Origin of the sequence: Streptomyces sp. NPDC058198 (genome assembly GCF_042882605.1) — a bacterium.
Classification (GTDB): domain Bacteria; phylum Actinomycetota; class Actinomycetes; order Streptomycetales; family Streptomycetaceae; genus Streptomyces.
In genome coordinates this window covers 97,076-111,899 of the sequence record NZ_JBHVVP010000016.1, presented here as the reverse complement: position 1 = coordinate 111,899, position 14,824 = coordinate 97,076, and the positions used below count along the sequence as shown (strand labels likewise).

Annotated in this window: 12 protein-coding genes and 1 riboswitch; of the genes, 4 read left to right on the top strand and 8 right to left on the bottom strand. The window is 70.7% G+C overall.

Annotated elements, in window-relative coordinates; translation table 11 throughout:
• Nucleotides 1-44: 44 nt before the first annotated feature.
• Entirely contained in the window at nt 45-173 is a 129-nt protein-coding gene (locus tag ACFVWW_RS31770; protein ID WP_384186863.1) for a lasso RiPP family leader peptide-containing protein, read from the bottom strand.
• A gap of 230 nt (nt 174-403) precedes the next feature.
• Between ACFVWW_RS31770 and ACFVWW_RS31765 the strand changes: the two genes are divergently transcribed.
• Nucleotides 404-3,235 (top strand): BTAD domain-containing putative transcriptional regulator, encoded by a 2,832-nt coding sequence (locus tag ACFVWW_RS31765; protein WP_386878049.1) that lies wholly within the window; start codon nt 404-406, stop codon nt 3,233-3,235.
• 11 nt (nt 3,236-3,246) lie between these two features.
• On the opposite strand, the gene ACFVWW_RS31760 is transcribed toward ACFVWW_RS31765, so the two are convergent.
• Nucleotides 3,247-4,449, bottom strand: coding sequence for a cytochrome P450 (locus ACFVWW_RS31760; protein WP_384330576.1), 1,203 nt, complete (start codon nt 4,447-4,449; stop codon nt 3,247-3,249).
• Nucleotides 4,450-4,540: 91 nt separating this feature from the next.
• Nucleotides 4,541-5,140, bottom strand: coding sequence for a TetR/AcrR family transcriptional regulator (locus tag ACFVWW_RS31755; protein ID WP_384186871.1), 600 nt, complete (start codon nt 5,138-5,140; stop codon nt 4,541-4,543).
• A 321-nt stretch (nt 5,141-5,461) separates the two neighbouring features.
• Between ACFVWW_RS31755 and ACFVWW_RS31750 the strand changes: the two genes are divergently transcribed.
• Together ACFVWW_RS31750 and ACFVWW_RS31745 are read left to right on the top strand one after the other, a co-directional pair.
• Nucleotides 5,462-7,753 (top strand): glycoside hydrolase family 3 N-terminal domain-containing protein, encoded by a 2,292-nt coding sequence (locus ACFVWW_RS31750; protein WP_386878048.1) that lies wholly within the window; start codon nt 5,462-5,464, stop codon nt 7,751-7,753.
• A gap of 400 nt (nt 7,754-8,153) precedes the next feature.
• On the top strand, nt 8,154-9,146 hold the full coding sequence (locus tag ACFVWW_RS31745) for a hypothetical protein (protein ID WP_386878047.1): 993 nt from the start codon (nt 8,154-8,156) through the stop codon (nt 9,144-9,146).
• Between the two features lie 24 nt (nt 9,147-9,170).
• On the opposite strand, the gene ACFVWW_RS31740 is transcribed toward ACFVWW_RS31745, so the two are convergent.
• From ACFVWW_RS31740 to ACFVWW_RS31730, 3 genes are all read right to left on the bottom strand, one after another.
• Nucleotides 9,171-10,397, bottom strand: a complete 1,227-nt coding sequence (locus ACFVWW_RS31740) for a hypothetical protein (RefSeq protein ID WP_386878046.1) — start codon at nt 10,395-10,397, stop codon at nt 9,171-9,173.
• Nucleotides 10,398-10,514: 117 nt separating this feature from the next.
• Nucleotides 10,515-10,793 (bottom strand): hypothetical protein, encoded by a 279-nt coding sequence (locus ACFVWW_RS31735; protein WP_386878045.1) that lies wholly within the window; start codon nt 10,791-10,793, stop codon nt 10,515-10,517.
• A 26-nt stretch (nt 10,794-10,819) separates the two neighbouring features.
• On the bottom strand, nt 10,820-11,023 hold the full coding sequence (locus ACFVWW_RS31730; RefSeq protein ID WP_386878044.1) for a hypothetical protein: 204 nt from the start codon (nt 11,021-11,023) through the stop codon (nt 10,820-10,822).
• A 168-nt stretch (nt 11,024-11,191) separates the two neighbouring features.
• Between ACFVWW_RS31730 and ACFVWW_RS31725 the strand changes: the two genes are divergently transcribed.
• Nucleotides 11,192-11,941, top strand: a complete 750-nt coding sequence (locus ACFVWW_RS31725) for an SDR family NAD(P)-dependent oxidoreductase (RefSeq protein ID WP_384186885.1) — start codon at nt 11,192-11,194, stop codon at nt 11,939-11,941.
• An 83-nt stretch (nt 11,942-12,024) separates the two neighbouring features.
• Here the strand turns inward: ACFVWW_RS31725 and ACFVWW_RS31720 are convergent, their stop codons facing one another.
• Together ACFVWW_RS31720 and ACFVWW_RS31715 are read right to left on the bottom strand one after the other, a co-directional pair.
• Nucleotides 12,025-12,846, bottom strand: a complete 822-nt coding sequence (locus ACFVWW_RS31720) for a transglycosylase SLT domain-containing protein (RefSeq protein ID WP_384330568.1) — start codon at nt 12,844-12,846, stop codon at nt 12,025-12,027.
• 4 nt (nt 12,847-12,850) lie between these two features.
• Nucleotides 12,851-13,037, bottom strand: a riboswitch (cyclic di-AMP (ydaO/yuaA leader).
• 338 nt (nt 13,038-13,375) lie between these two features.
• Entirely contained in the window at nt 13,376-14,716 is a 1,341-nt protein-coding gene (locus tag ACFVWW_RS31715; RefSeq protein ID WP_386878043.1) for a M14 family metallopeptidase, read from the bottom strand.
• Nucleotides 14,717-14,824 lie beyond the last annotated feature (108 nt).

Here is a 14,824-nt window from a genome sequence, read left to right as displayed (position 1 = left end):
GGAATCCCCGCGCCGGCCTGTTCTTCCCTGGGCCTAGAACCGGCCTAGAACCAGTACTGGTCCCAGAAGGGGTTGTCGTAGTAGCCGCCGTTGGCGGTGATACGGGTCAGTTCGGTGAAGTCGCCGACCTCGACAAGCATCGGGGCCTCGTATACCGGCTGCTCTGCGTCCACGGAAAACCATCTCCCTTGAGTTGATTCACGAGTGCGGTCGCCGTTCCCGGAGGAGCGCCGCGGCCACGACTCTGCGCGAGTGGCCATGGACAGACCTTGGACGAACCTTGAATCGCCCGGTCGGAGCCGCTGAGGAGGTCGCGGGGACCGAGGACCGGATCAGCCGAATACGTCCCCGTCCCCGCCACCTGCGGGTTAGTTTGAGTTCCACTCGGGGGGTGGACAGGGTGATGGTGGAATTCCGCCTACTCGGCGCGATGGAGGCCAGTGTCAACGGCCGTCCGGCGGATATGGGCCACACCCGGCAGCGCTGTGTGCTGGCGGCACTGCTCGTGGACGCCAATCGGGCGGTGCCGGTCGACCAGCTCATCGACCGCGTGTGGGGAGACCGCGCCGCGCAGCGGGCCAGAGGGACGCTGTACGGCTATCTCTCCCATCTGCGCCGGGCGCTGGCCGCCGCCGAGGACGTACGGATCGTGCGACAGCCCGGTGGCTATGTGCTGGAGACCGACCCGGAGACGGTGGATCTGCACCGATTCCGCGCTCTGGTCGTCCGAGCCCGCGCCGCCGACGACGAGCGGGCGGCGGCGCTGATGGAACAGGCGCTGGGGCTGTGGCGGGGAGAGCCGTTCGCCAGCGTCGACAGCCCGTGGTTCCGCGATCTGCGCCAGACCCTGGAGCGGGAGCGGTTCTCGGCCGAGCTGGACAGCAACGACATCGCGTTACGGTGCGGGCGGCACGGCGGGCTGTTGCCCGGCCTCGTCGCCCGTACCGAGGAACACCCGTTGGACGAGCGGCTGGCCGGTCAGCTCATGCTCACCCTGTACCGGGAGGGGCGCTCCGCCGACGCCTTGACCCACTACCGGCGGACCCGGCAGATCCTGGCCGGTCAACTCGGTATCGATCCGGGAGCGCCGCTGCTCCAGCTCCATCAGCGGATCCTGACCGGTGACCCGGCGCTGGACGTCCCGAAGTCCGCCCGGGCCACCGGGCCGCCCACCGCGCCGCCCGTCCTGGTGCCCCGTCAGCTTCCCGCCTGTCCGCGGTGGTTCACCGGCCGCGATCAGCAACTCGCCGAACTCACGAAAGCCGTGGACCTGCCCGGTGAGCTGGGCGGGACGATGATGATTTCCGCGATAGGCGGCAGCGGCGGGGTCGGCAAGACCTGGCTGGCCGTGCACTGGGCGCACGAGAACCTCGATCGTTTCCCCGACGGACAGCTCTACGTCGATCTGCGCGGTTTCGATCCTTCCGGCGAGCCCGTCGCGCCCGCCGTGGCGGTACGCGGCTTTCTCGATGCCCTGGGTGTGGAGTCCGCGGCCATGCCGGTGGATCCGCAGGCTCAGACCGGGCTCTACCGGAGTCTGGTCGCGGACAGACGGATGCTGATCGTGCTGGACAACGCGGCGGACGCCGAGCACGCGGCCGCGCTGCTGCCGGGCAGCGCCACCTGCGCGGTGCTGGTCACCAGCCGCCGACGGCTGACGGGGCTGGCGACCGCCCACGGGGCCCACCTCATGACGCTCGACGGGCTGGCCGGCCCCGAGGCCCGCGAGCTGTTGGGCCGTCATGTGGGCGGGAACCGCGCGAGCGCCGAGCCCGAAGCCGTCACCGCCTTACTGGACCACTGCGCTGGGCTGCCCCTGGCGATCAGCATCGTGGGAGCCCGTGCGGCCGCTCACCCGCATTTCCCCCTGGCCGTGCTGGCCGAGGAGCTGCAGGACCAGTCGGCACGGCTGGACGCCCTGGACGCGGGCGATCTGGCGGCCAACGTACGCGCGGTCTTCGCCGTGTCGTACCGCGCTCTGGCCCCCGGGACGGCGGAGGTGTTCCGGCTGCTGGGGCTGGCCCCGGCACCCGAGATCGGACTGGCGGCGGCCGGCAGTCTCGTCGCGCGACCGGCCGCCGCCACCCGCGCGGTACTGCGGGAGCTGGAGACCGTACATCTGGTGCAGCAACCGGTACCCGGCCGCTATCAACTGCACGATCTGGTCCGCCTGTACGCCGCCGAGCGCGCCGGAGACGACCAGCCGGCGGAGTCCCGCCGTCAGGCTCTGCGGCGTCTGACGGATTTCTACCTGCACACGGCGTACGCCGGTGACCGGATACTGGGCCCGTTCGATCACCACTCCCTGGAGCTCGGCCGGCCGGCCGAGGGCTCGACGGCCCAGCCGCTGCCCGACCAGACGGCGGTCATGGCCTGGTTCCGCACGGAGCACGCCGGTCTGCTCGCCGCGCAGCGGCTCGCCGTCGAGCAGGGGTGGGACGTCCCGGTGTGGCAACTGGCCAGGGTGCTGGACGGCTTCATGTGGCGGCAGGGCCGGCTGCACGACCACATGGCGCTGTGGCGGACGGGCCTCGCCGCGGCCGAACGGCTCGGTGAGGTGTCCGTACGGGCCTGGGCGCACCGGCGGCTGGCCCATGCCTGCGCCAGAGCCGGGGACCACGACGACGCGCTGGAACACGCGCGCCTGGCCCTCCACTCGGCCGAGGAGGCCGGCGACACCGCCGAGCAGGCGCGCGTCCATGACGTCGTCGCCTGGGCCTGGGCCCGCCGGGGCGACGACCGGCAGGCTCTGGCGCACGTCCGGCACGCGCTGCGGCTGCACCGCACGGGCGACGACCGGCTGATGGAGGCGAGCGCCCTCAACGGGGTGGGGTGGTACGAGGCCCGTCTCGGTGACTACGAACAGGCGCTGGCCCACTGCGAGGAAGGGCTCGCCATCCACCGCCGGCACGGCTTTCGTGACGGCGAGGCGTGCACCCTCGACAGCCTCGGTTACATCGCCCACGCCGCCGGCCGCCACGCCGAGGCACTCGCCCACTACCAACGCGCCCGGGACCTGTTCCACGACCTCGGCAACACCTACGAGGAGGCCAACACCCTGGCCAACCTGGGCGACGTCCACCTCGGCCTCGGCCGGTCCGACCTGGCCCGCAGGAGCTGGCAGCGGGCCACGGACCTCTACCGGGCCCAGCACCGCGAGAAGGACGTCGAACGGCTCACGGCCAAGCTGGACGCGAGGGCGGCGGACGGGGCCGTACCACCCGGCGACGGCTGAGGCGCTCCCCCTCAGACCGTGACGGGCAGCCCCTCCAGTCCCCTGATCACGAAGTTCGGCTTGCGGCGAGGCTCGGCCGCCGGGCGCAGCCCCGGGGCCAGGTCCAGCAACGCGGTCATGGACGCGGCCAGTTCGATCCGGGCCAGCGGGGCGCCGATGCAGTAGTGGATGCCCGCGCTGAAGGAGATGTGCGGGTTGTCGCGGCGGGAGAGGTCCAGGGTGGCGGGGGTGGTGAAGGCCGCCGGGTCGTGGTTGGCGGAGCCGAAGAGCAGCGCGACCTCGGCGCCACGCGGGAGAGTGGCGCCGCCGATCTCGATCTCGTCGAGCACCCAGCGTTCGAAGAGCTGGAGGGGCGTGTCGTAGCGCATCAACTCCTCGACGGCGGTGGGCAGCAGGGCCCGGTCCGCGCGCAGGGCGGCGAGCTGCCCGGGGTGCCGGAACAGCGCGTGCCAGCCGTTGACGGTGGCGTTGACCGTCGCCTCGTGCCCGGCGTTCAGCAGCAGCGCGCAGGTGGCGACCATCTCGGCCTCGGTCAGCTTCTCGCCGTCGTCGTGGGCGGCGATGAGGCCCGAGACCAGGTCCTCGCCCGGCTTCTCCCGCCGTACCGCGATGAGTTCGCGCAGATACGCCGAGAATTCCAGGGAGGCGGTGACCGCGCGGCGGGCCGTCTCCTCGGACGGGTTCAGCTCGTACATTCCGCAGATCGCCGCCGACCACGGCCGCAGCAGTGGCCGGTCCGTCTCGGGAACGCCCAGCATCTCGGCGATCACGGCGACCGGCAGCGGCTCGGCGACGGCCGTCAGCAGATCGCCCCCGCCCTGCTCCACGAGCCGGCGCACCAGCTCGGCCGCGAGCCGCCGCACGTACGGTTCGAGCTGTTCGACCGTACGCGGGGTGAACGCTTTCGACACCAGGCGCCGGATACGGGGATGGTCCGGCGGCTCCAGCTCCAGCATCCCCTGGTCGTTCAGCTCGTGGAAGGGTTCGTGGCCGGGCGGCGGCGCGGTCTTCCCGAACTCCTCGTGTGTGAAGCGGTGCCCGTAGGACCGGCCGAGCCGCCGGTCCCGCAGCAGCGCCGCGACATCGGCGTGGTGCGGGACGAGCCACTGGTCACTCGGCTCGTAGTAGTGCACCCGGCCACCGGCCCGCAGCTCGGCGTAGGCGGGGTAGGGATCGGCGAGGAAGGCGGGCGAGCGTGGGTCGAACTCGGGCATTCAAGGACGGTATCCGGCGGGGCGGGCGAGGGCCAGAGAGACCGGCGCGACAAGCGGGGCGGACGATCGGCCGCGACGGCTCCCTCCGTGCTCAGTACGCCACGGTGAGCTGTGCCTCGATGTGCGCGCGCATCACGCCTGCCATGTCCGTCGTGCAGCCGCTGAGGAGCCACTGCACCTGAAGTCCGTCCATCAGGGCGATCAGCTGCTGCGCCGCCGCGTCGGGCGTGATGCCGGCTCGGAGCGCGCCCTCGTCGCGCGCCTGTGCGTAGGCGAGTGCCGTACTCGCGACCGAGGTCCGGTAACGCCGCACGAAGTACGCGTGGGCGGGGTGATCGGCGGAGGTCGCTTCGGCGGCGAGCACCGAGAACAGCTCGACGATCCCTCGGCGGGTGGCGTTCAGCGCGGCCAGATCGACCAGCCGGCGCAGCTGGTCGACGCCGGTGGGGCCACCGAGCGCGAGCCACTCGCCGTCCACCGCGTCACGGTGTTCGAGCACCGCCAGCAGGAGCGATTCCTTGGTCGGGAAGTGGTGCAGCAGCCCGGGGTGCGAGATGCCGCAGCGGGTCGCGATCACCCGGAGCGAAGCGCCCCGGTAGCCGACCTCGCCGAACATGGCCATGGCGTGGTCGAGGATCTCCACTCGCTTCGCACGGCCCTTCGCGTAGCCACGCCGCGCTTCGGCGGTCACTCGTCACACTCCCCGGTCTCTTCGGACGGCCCCACTGACCAGATTCGCACAGACCAAAATACTTACCACATGGTCGGTATTGAGCGTACGGTGAACCGGAGCGGCCGAAGCGCGCCGTCCCACCCGACGCGTCGGAAGTGATCACCGGGCTCTGCGGCGAGCGCCTCCGGAACAGGTCCCGGCGTTCCCCCGCCGTGAGCAGCTCCGTGGACCGGTCCCGCAGGCCCGTCGCCCGGCCGGCTGCCCGAACAGACCCGTCCCCGCCCCCCATTCAGGTATCCGCCCGACGAGAACGTCACCGACGTTGTGAAAGGACCTCTTGTGGACTCCTTCCCGCCCTATCTCGACCCCGCGCTGCCCGTCGCCGAGCGGGTCGCCGACCTCCTCAGCCGTATGACGCTGCCCGAGAAGGTCGGCCAGATGCTCCAGTTGAACGCCAAGGACGGGGTGCGGCACCTCATCGAGGACCTGCACGCGGGATCGATCCTCCACGCCTCTCCCGAACGCGTCCTCGAAGCGGCCCGGCTCACCGAGCAGACCCGCCTGCGCATCCCGCTGCTCGTCGCGGAGGACTGCATCCACGGGCACTCCTTCTGGGAGGGTGCCACGATCTACCCCACCCAGCTCGGCATGGCCGCGACGTGGGATCCGGAGCTGGTGGAGCGCATCGCCAGGGCGACGGCCGTCGAGGTCGCGGCGACCGGCGTCCACTGGACCTTCTCCCCCGTGCTGTGCATCACCCGGGACCTGCGCTGGGGCCGGGTGAGCGAGACGTTCGGCGAGGACCCCTTCCTCATCGGTGATCTCGCCTCGGCGATGGTGCGCGGCTACCAGGGCGAGGGACTGAGCGACCCGACGGCGATCCTGGCGTGCGCCAAGCACTTCGCGGGCTACTCCGAGACGCAGGGCGGCCGTGACGCGAGCGAGGCCGACATCTCCCGGCGCAAACTGCGCTCGTGGTTCCTGCCTCCGTTCGAACGCGTCGCCCGCGAGGGCTGCCGTACGTTCATGCTCGGCTACCAGTCCATGGACGGCGTACCGATCACGGTGAACAACTGGCTGCTGAACGACGTGCTGCGCGGCGAGTGGGGCTACACCGGCACCCTGGTGACCGACTGGGACAACGTCGGCCGCATGGTGTGGGAGCAGCAGGTGTACGCGGACTACACGCAGGCCGCCGCCGCGGCGGTCCGCGCGGGCAACGACATGGTGATGACGACGCCGAAGTTCTTCGCCGGAGCGCAGGAGGCGGTCGCGCAGGGCACGCTCGACGAAGCGGAGATCGACGCGGCGGTCAGCCGCGTCCTGACGCTCAAGTTCGAGCTGGGCCTCTTCGAGAACCCGCGCCGCCCGGACCCCGGCCGGCAGGCCGAGGTCATCGGCAGCGCGGAGCACGCCGCGCTGAACCTCGAAGCCGCCCGCCGGTCGCTGGTCCTGCTCAGCAACGACGGCACCCTGCCCCTGACCGGCTCGGCCGCGGCCGACCACCGGGGGCGCGCCGTCGCCGGTCCCGGTTCCGCGCCGCGCACGGTGGCCGTCATCGGGCCCAACGCCGACGACCCGCAGACCCAGCTCGGCGACTGGGCCGGTTCCTCCGGCCAGGCCGACTGGCTGCCGGACGGTCATCCGCGCGCGATGATCAAGACCGTACTCGACGGATTCCGTGACCACGCCCCCGACGGCTGGACGGTCTCGCACGCCAGAGGCGCCGACATCCTGACCGTCGGTCCCGACCCTGAAGGCGCCTTCTTCCCCGACGGACAGCCCCGGCCCGAGATCGTCGTCCCCGCTGCCCCCCGCGCGGACCTCATCGAAGAGGCCGTCGCCGCGGCGCGGGCCGCCGACTACGTCGTCGCGGTCGTGGGTGACCGGATCGAGCTCGTCGGCGAGGGGCGGTCGACCGCGACCCTGGAGCTCGTCGGCGGCCAGATCGCACTGCTCGACGCGCTGGCCGCGACCGGCAAGCCGCTCGTCGTCGTGGTCATCAGCTCCAAACCACTGGTGCTCCCGCCCTCCGCGCTCGGTGCGGCGGCGATCGTGCACGCCTTCAACCCGGGCATGCTCGGTGGCCGGGCCGTGGCCGAGCTCGTTCTCGGCCTCGTCGAACCCTCGGGGCGCCTGCCGGTCTCCTTCGCACGCCACAGCGGCCAGCAGCCCACGTACTACAACCAGGTGCGCGGCCAGCACGGCACTCGTTACGCCGACCTCACCCAGAGTCCGGCGTTCGTGTTCGGCGAGGGCCTGAGCTACACGACCGTCTCCTACACGGACCTGGAGGTGCTCACGCCCGCCCTCGGGGCGAGCGACACACTGCGCGCACGCGTCACGGTCCGCAACACCGGCGGCCGGCCCGCGCTGGAGACCGTGCAGGTGTACGTCAGCGACACGATCACCTCGGTGACCTGGGCCGACAAGGAGCTGAAGGCGTATCAGCAGGTGGCGCTCGCCCCGGGCGAGTCGCGTGAGGTCCTCATCGACCTGCCGGCCGCGGCGTGCACGCTCGTGGACGCCGAGGGCAACCGCATCATCGAACCGGGCGCCTTCGAGCTGCTCGTCGGCCCGTCGTCGCGCGATGACAGCCTCCTGCGGGCCGGCTTCACCGTAAAAGCCTGAGGCGCGCGTCCGCGAGGCGCCTGGCAGCGGACCAGGCGCCGCGCGGCGCGGGCCGCGAGGGGCCCCGCCCTAGGCCCTGTCCGGTCGATCTTCGCGGGCCCGCGACGCCCGGCACGGCACCTCGCCGCGTTGTCGGAGTCATCCAAGTACGTCCAGTACGAGGATGATCCTCCGCCTTGCGATCCACCGCACCGGACGCCGCGGGCTGATCCACGAAGATCGACCGGACAGGACCTAGACCTTGCGGGCGCCAGCCAGGATCGCCGCGGCATGCGCCGGGCGGTGGTTCGGGGCGCGGTGCCGGCGAGTAGGGTGCGGCGGTACGTACGGCCGTGCAGGGGCGGGCGTGTGGTCGGTGCGACGGGGGCGGGAACGGATGTGGCGCTGGGTCAAGGTGTCGGTGGCGGTTGCGGTGGTCCTGGCCGGGGGCGGCTATGTGGCCGAGCCCCATGTGCGCGAGTGGATGGTGATCCGGAACGCCTGCGGCGGGACACTGCCCCGGGACGCCGTGGAGCGGCTCGTACCGGAGGACTCCCGTCTGGAGTCCGAGGAGTCGAGGCGGACCGAGGGGCTCGACTCCTACTCGTGCGGTTTCGCCTTCGAGGGGGGCGACCGGTTCGTCGCCATGTCGGCGTACACCCGTCGGGACGACCAGGACCGGGAGTTCATGAGGGTCTTCCCCGAGGGGGGCTTCTCCGCGCAGGCACCGCTGCCCGAGGACCTGCCCGGGTTCACCGACGACTACGGCACCACCTGGCTCCGGCTGCCCTGCCCGGATCTCGGCAAGGACGACAACGGCAGGGCGCGCACACTGCTGGTGCGGGCCACCATGGGACGGGACATCCGCACCGAAGTCCCGGGAGCCGCCTACCGCACCACCGTGGCCCTCGCCAACTCCGCTTCGGATGCGCTCGGTTGTGGTACGGAGCCCCTCAAGGCCCCGAAGCGGGACGTTCCCCTCATCGACGTCTCGGAGAATCCGGAAACGGTCCCGCTGGCCGAGGCGAAGGGCACGGCGTGCGAGTGGGTGACCCGGGCCGGACTGCCGGAGCGCGGGAACTGGCGAATCGCGGTGCATGCGAACAACGCGGCACCCAGCGGTATGTGCGACCTCTCCGCGCAGTACGGGGATACGTCGGACAACGACACGGGGCTGGCCTTCGCCTCCTGGTACGGCGACTGGAGCAACCGCCTCGCGGCCGACGACAACAACGGCGAGCGGCGGCCCATGACCGCGACCGCGCGCTGCGACGGCGAGGCCGCCAACTACGCGCTCAGCGCGTCCGACGACATTCCCGGGGTCGGCGAGGCCGCGAAGCGGCGGATGCTCAAGGAGTTCGCGGCGGACGAGGTGCGGCGCCGCGGTTGCTCCGATCTGACGTTCCGTTTCTGACCCCGCCGGATCCGTACGGCGGGGTCAGATCCTCAGCCACAGTGCGCGGACATAGAAGTCGTCCATCAACTGCCGCATGGCGACCGCGCGTTGCGGCGGTATGTTCCGCTGCTGTGCCCAGCGGTCCAGCACGGTGAACAGCTGGTACCGGCCGTCCATCGGGTCGCCCCGCACGGGCCCGACGACGGGCCGGTCCGCGATGTCACCCATCGGGGGACGGGTGTTCAGCTGCCGGTCCGCGGGACGGAAGGTGCCCCGGGTCCGCTCGCGTACGGATCTGTCGAAGGCGGCGAGATCGGAGATCGTTCCGTCCCTGGTATAGGCGGCGCGGTACTTCATCAGGGTACCGACGCGGTCTGCCACGTCCTGGAGATCGTTGTCGGGCCAGGTCGTCGCGGTCGAGGAGGGTTCGCGGCGCGAGGGGCGGAAGCCGGGGTCGCCACCCTCATCGGTCAGCCGCTCCAGATAGTGCGCGAGATTCGCCCGCTCGGCGTCGTAGAGAATCGCGAACGCCTCCGGATCCCTGGCGAGTTCGGCGATCAGGTATTCGATATCCGCGTCGGCGTCCGCGGCCCGGTCGACGTATGCGAACGTGGTGTGTGCCTCCCCGGGCGCGAGGAAGCGGCCGAGCCTCACCCAGCCGTTCTCGTCCGGCAGGGCCTGCTCGGAGGGGGCCACGGGGCCGGGCTCGGACTTCATGCTGAAACCGTTGTCACGCGCCGCGTCCAGCGTGTATTCGGCCAGCATCCGTGCCACGCCGGGCGCCAGCCCGGTGGGGAGTTCGGTGTCATGCAGCGCTGCGGCCACCGCGTAGGCGCTGCGCGCCTGCGCCGCGGTGTGCGGCTCGCCCTTGCCCGCGGAGCGGGTGGCTCCGTCCACGATGCGCCCCAGAACCCGGGCGCCGTCACCGCACACCTTCTCGTGCACCAGCAGCTTCTTCACGGATCCGAGGCGGGCGAGATCGTCCCCGGGGTCGAGGGCCTTGGTGGCCGCCGCGGGGTCGTCGGCGAGGGCCCGGACCGAGGCGGGCAGCTGCCGGCACGGGTCGTTGACCTGGTCGTCGGCGCCGCCGGACAGGGGGACCGCGATCCCGGCGGCCAGCACCACCACGGCCACCGCGGAGGCGAGCAGCCAATGCTTTCTCAGCAGCCCGAACCGGCCGCCCGGCTCGGTGGAACCGTCCGCGGGCCCGACGCCGAGCCCCTCGGCACGCCCGTCGCCACTGTCACCGTTGCTTCCCCCACCACGCATCCGGGCAGACTAGCGACCACCACCACTCCCGGCCCCGCCGGGGCCACACCCACGTAGGGCGACGTCGGACCCACGCGTCATGTGACGCTCCGTCAGGACGCGTTCCCGCGTTGCCTTCTAGAGCGGTGGCTCGGTGAAGAGCTCCCGCAGCCACCGGGCGCTCTCCGCGCCGCCCGCGTCGTCGGATGCCCCGGGGAAGAGCCGCCCCCAGGAGCAGGCCCGGCCGATCGCTCCGAGCCTCCAGGCCAGACCCACCGCGCGTCGCAGTTCCGCCGTCGTACGGCCGTCTCCGGTCCACGGCTCCAGGTAGGCGTCCCGCAGCCGGGACAGCACCTCGGGCCCGTACCGCTCGCGGGCCGAGCGAGTCCGCGACGCCCGCGCCCGCGAGCTCCTCACACCAGTCCACGAGCCGGGGCCGCAGCTCACGCAACGCCCCCGTCCGGAAGCAGCGCCCAGCCACGGTCGGCGTCCCACGGCCGCAGACGGACCTTCCACTGCCCTGTTTCCCGCAGCCCGGGGGCGGCAAGCTCGCGCTCCGCTGCCCAGCCGAGAGCCGCGTCCCGCCAGGCCGTCTCCATCCGGTTTTCTCCCGGTCCGGACGACGCCGCGATGACTTCTCTGTCCATTTTGGGATTAATGGTCGGTTTTCATTGGTTATCGCTTTTACGAGGTGTGCGGCAGAGCGCGGCGCCCATGTGATCGTCTGCGGACGCGACGCCGAACGCGGTGGCTCGACGGCCGGCACCCGATCCGAGAAGCAGAGGCACATCCGATCCGAGAAGGAATTGTCAGCCATGACCACTCCCGTCGTTCTCATCACCGGAGCCCTGACCGGCATCGGCCGCGCGACAGCCACCACGTTCGCGGCGGCCGGAGCGCATATCGTCGTCTCCGGACGGCACGAGGAAGCCGGCCTCGCCCTCGCCGAAGAACTGCGCAAGCTGGGCGGCGAGGCGGAGTTCATACGCGCCGATGTGCGCCATGACGACGACCTGAAGACACTCGTCGACGGAACCATCGAGCGCTTCGGCCGCCTCGACATCGCCGTCAACAACGCCGGGACCGAAGGCGAGTTCAGCGCGATCACCGACCTGACCCCGGAGACATACGCCGCGACCTTCGACACGAACGTACTCGGCACTCTGCTGAGCATGAAGCACGAGCTGCTGGCCATGCGGGCGCAGGGATCCGGCGCCATCGTCAACGTCAGCTCCGTCTTCGGCGAAAGGGGCTACCCCAACGGCGCGCTCTACGTCGCCAGCAAGCACGCGGTCATCGGCCTGACCCGGTCCGCCGCGCTGGAAGCCGCCGCCTTCGGCGTGCGCGTCAACGCCGTCGGCCCCGGCCCCGTACAGACCGAGATGCTCGACCGGTTCATAGGCCGCAGCGACGAGACGAAGAGTTCGTTCGTCGCCACCGTCCCTCTCGGCCGGGCGGGCGATCCGGACGAGATCGCCGAGGCCATCGCCTTCCTCAGCTCCGACCACGCCGGCTTCATGACCGGCCAGACCGTCTTCCTCGACGGCGGCTTGACCGCCGCCTGAGGACCGGACCGGCACCGGCGACCTACCGGCACAGCACATTCCCCTACCCGGGGCCGAGTAGGGGAATGTGCTGCGCCGGTAGGTCAGTAAGGACCGTTCACATTGTCGATCGAGCCGTACCGGTCGGCGGCGTAGTTGCACGCGGCGGTGATGTTGGCCACCGGGTCGTAACTGTCCATCGACGTACCGGGCACGTGATAGGCCTGGAACGTCGGGTCGATCACCTGCAGCAGCCCCTTGGACGGCGTTCCGGCCGCGGCGTTGGAGTCCCAGTTGTTGATGGCCAGCGGGTTGCCCGAAGACTCACGCATGATGTTCCGGTAGATGCCGTCGTAGCTGCCGGGAATGCCTTGCGCGGCCATGACGTCCAGCGACTCCTTTATCCAGCCGTCCAGATCGTTGGTGTACGCCGGTGCGACTGCCTCGGTCGCGACCTCCGCCGGCGCGACTGCCTCCGTCGCGACTGCCGGGACGGTGGCGCTACTCGCACCGACCGGTGCGCTCGCGGCGACCGCCGGCGCGGCGGACGTGGTCGCCGTCCGCGACTCCGCCTTCCCACCGAGCGTCAGCTTGAGGCCGGGACGAATCAGCGACGGGTTGTCGCCGATGGTCCGCCGGTTGTCCTGATACAGCTTCTGCCAGCCGCCGCTCACGGAATGGGCGCGGGCGATCTTGGACAGGGAGTCACCCGCGACGACGACGTAGGTCACGGAGGTGTCCTTCTGAGCGGCGACAGCAGTCGCCGGGTCCGCTTCCGCGGTGACACGGTGGGCCGACGGCGCGGCGCCGGCGGTTGTCGCCGCCACCAACGGGAGGGCGAGTGCCGCCCCACCCGTGCCCGCGGCGACGAGGCGTCGAGCGAGCGGGCTGGTTCTGGGACGACGGTGCTTTGCATGTGCGGGCATGACGCATTCCTCTCCGTCGCCTGCGAGGTGAGCTGTCGGGTTCGGGCTGGAGCTGCCCGGCCGCGGTGGAATGCGGCTTCACCCCAAGCCGGTCCGGATTTCGGATCGGCGACTTACCTGGTTCCCCCGCTCCTGCCGTACGTGAGTGGACTCGGTTTCCGGATGGCGGCAGGATTCGGCAGTCCATCCGGATTGACGCGAACGTAAGCGAGACCGCCCGGGCGAAACAAGTCCCGAATTCGCAACGCAATCCCCTTTTCGAATCCAGCCGGGAAAGATCCGGCTATTCATCCGATGCCGGGGAACTCAACTTTCCTTCCCTGACAGGGAAATGGAGAAGGAAGCGGGAAGCACGGCGCACCACAGAGGTGACACACATCACGGCCACAACAGAGCCACCACGCAGAACACCGACAAATCGCCCTTATAGGCCGCTCTTGACGAGGAGAAACTAGCCCAAACCGCCCGGCCGCCGCAGAAAGCCGCGGCACGGCGGACGAGGCCCTGCCGCGGCGGTCCACGCGCGGGATCACGCGCAGTACTGCTGCTCCTTGCCGATCGACCGGTACATGCAGTCGGCGTTCTCGATCAGCTGGAGCACCGCGTCGCGGTTCCGGCTGGTCTCACGCTCGATCACCTCGTCGGGCGGATAGAAGCCGCCGCCACCGGAGCTCGGGTACATCTCGAAGGTGTAGCTGAAGACCTTCTGGTTGCCCCACAGCCAGTCGTCGATCGAGCCGTCGGTGATGTACAGGTCACTGGACTGCTCGGGCGTGTACCCGTTGCTCGCGGCCATCTTCCTGCCGACGGCGGCGAAGGCGTCACGGTCGTCCTGGGTCAGGCCGGGCGCGGTGTCGGCGTTGGTCCAGCCGAACGGCCAGAGGACCAGCTCGCTGTACGTATGGAAGTCGATGGCCGCCTTGATCTGCTGCTTGCCGCCGACGACCCGCGAGCGGACGAAGTCGGCGACGACCTTCACCTCGGGGGCGGACTCGGCGGCCCGGCCGCGGTAGGTCTCGGAGCTCGCGGAGCCGGAGGAGCCGCCGCAGCAGCCCCATTTGAAGTTCCAGTTACGGTTGAGGTCGGTACCGACGTACGAGGAGCCGGAGTTGGGCTGACGGTTCTTGCGCCAGCTGCGGTACGCGCCGGAGGCGATGTCGTACTCTCCGCCGTCCGGGTTGAGGTCCGGCACGATCCATATCTCACGGTTGTTGACGGCGTTCGTGATACGCGAGTCGGAGCCGTATCCCGCGCCCATCTCACGCAGCAGATACAGCGCCATCTCCACCGTGAGATGTTCGCGCGCATGCTGGTGGTGGGTGAAAAGGACCTCGGGCTCGTTCTCGTCCGACGCGACGTTGTCGCTCACCTTGACGGCGATGATGTCCCGGCCCTCATAGGTCTTGCCGATGACACGTTTGGACATGAGATTCGGATACTGCTGAATGCGCTGGTCGATCTCCGCGTTCATCTCCGCGTAGGTGTGATAGCGGGAGTCGGCGGGCGGAAAGTCCATGGGGGCGACGGCCAGTCCGTCGGTCCGTGCGGGCGGCGCGGGCAGCACGGTGAGCCGGTAGCCGAGGGCGCGAAGGCGCGTGGACTGCTCGGCGTTGGCGCTGACGACGACCGAGTGATCGTCGGCCTCGTCGATCGATACGCCGGTCGCGACGAGGGCGGTGCGATCGGCGGCGGTGGCCGGGCCGTGGATCTCGTACTGCCGGATCACCTCCTCGGCAGTGGCGGCCGACGCGAGGGCGGTCGCGGCGGGCGTACTCGGGGAGGTCGCGGCGGCGGTGAGCGGCGCCGCGACCGCGAGAGCCAGTAACGCCGTGAGGGTGGCGGACCTTCTGCGGTGGATGCGTAGTCGCATGGTCTCTCCTGTAGCGGGGGGAGTCCGGAGAGGCGTCCCCATGCGACGCATCGTGAGACCCTGGCATGCACCCGTCAAGAAGCGCTGTTCGGCCATCGCGGGGGCCCC

Coding starts and splice junctions, on each gene's coding strand:
- ACFVWW_RS31765 (WP_386878049.1), top strand. CDS start 404: ATGGTGGAATTCCGCCTACTCGGCGCGATGGAGGCCAGTGTCAACGGC.
- ACFVWW_RS31760 (WP_384330576.1), bottom strand. CDS start 4,449: ATGCCCGAGTTCGACCCACGCTCGCCCGCCTTCCTCGCCGATCCCTAC.
- ACFVWW_RS31740 (WP_386878046.1), bottom strand. CDS start 10,397: ATGCGTGGTGGGGGAAGCAACGGTGACAGTGGCGACGGGCGTGCCGAG.
- ACFVWW_RS31730 (WP_386878044.1), bottom strand. CDS start 11,023: ATGGACAGAGAAGTCATCGCGGCGTCGTCCGGACCGGGAGAAAACCGG.
- ACFVWW_RS31725 (WP_384186885.1), top strand. CDS start 11,192: ATGACCACTCCCGTCGTTCTCATCACCGGAGCCCTGACCGGCATCGGC.
- ACFVWW_RS31720 (WP_384330568.1), bottom strand. CDS start 12,846: ATGCCCGCACATGCAAAGCACCGTCGTCCCAGAACCAGCCCGCTCGCT.
- ACFVWW_RS31715 (WP_386878043.1), bottom strand. CDS start 14,716: ATGCGACTACGCATCCACCGCAGAAGGTCCGCCACCCTCACGGCGTTA.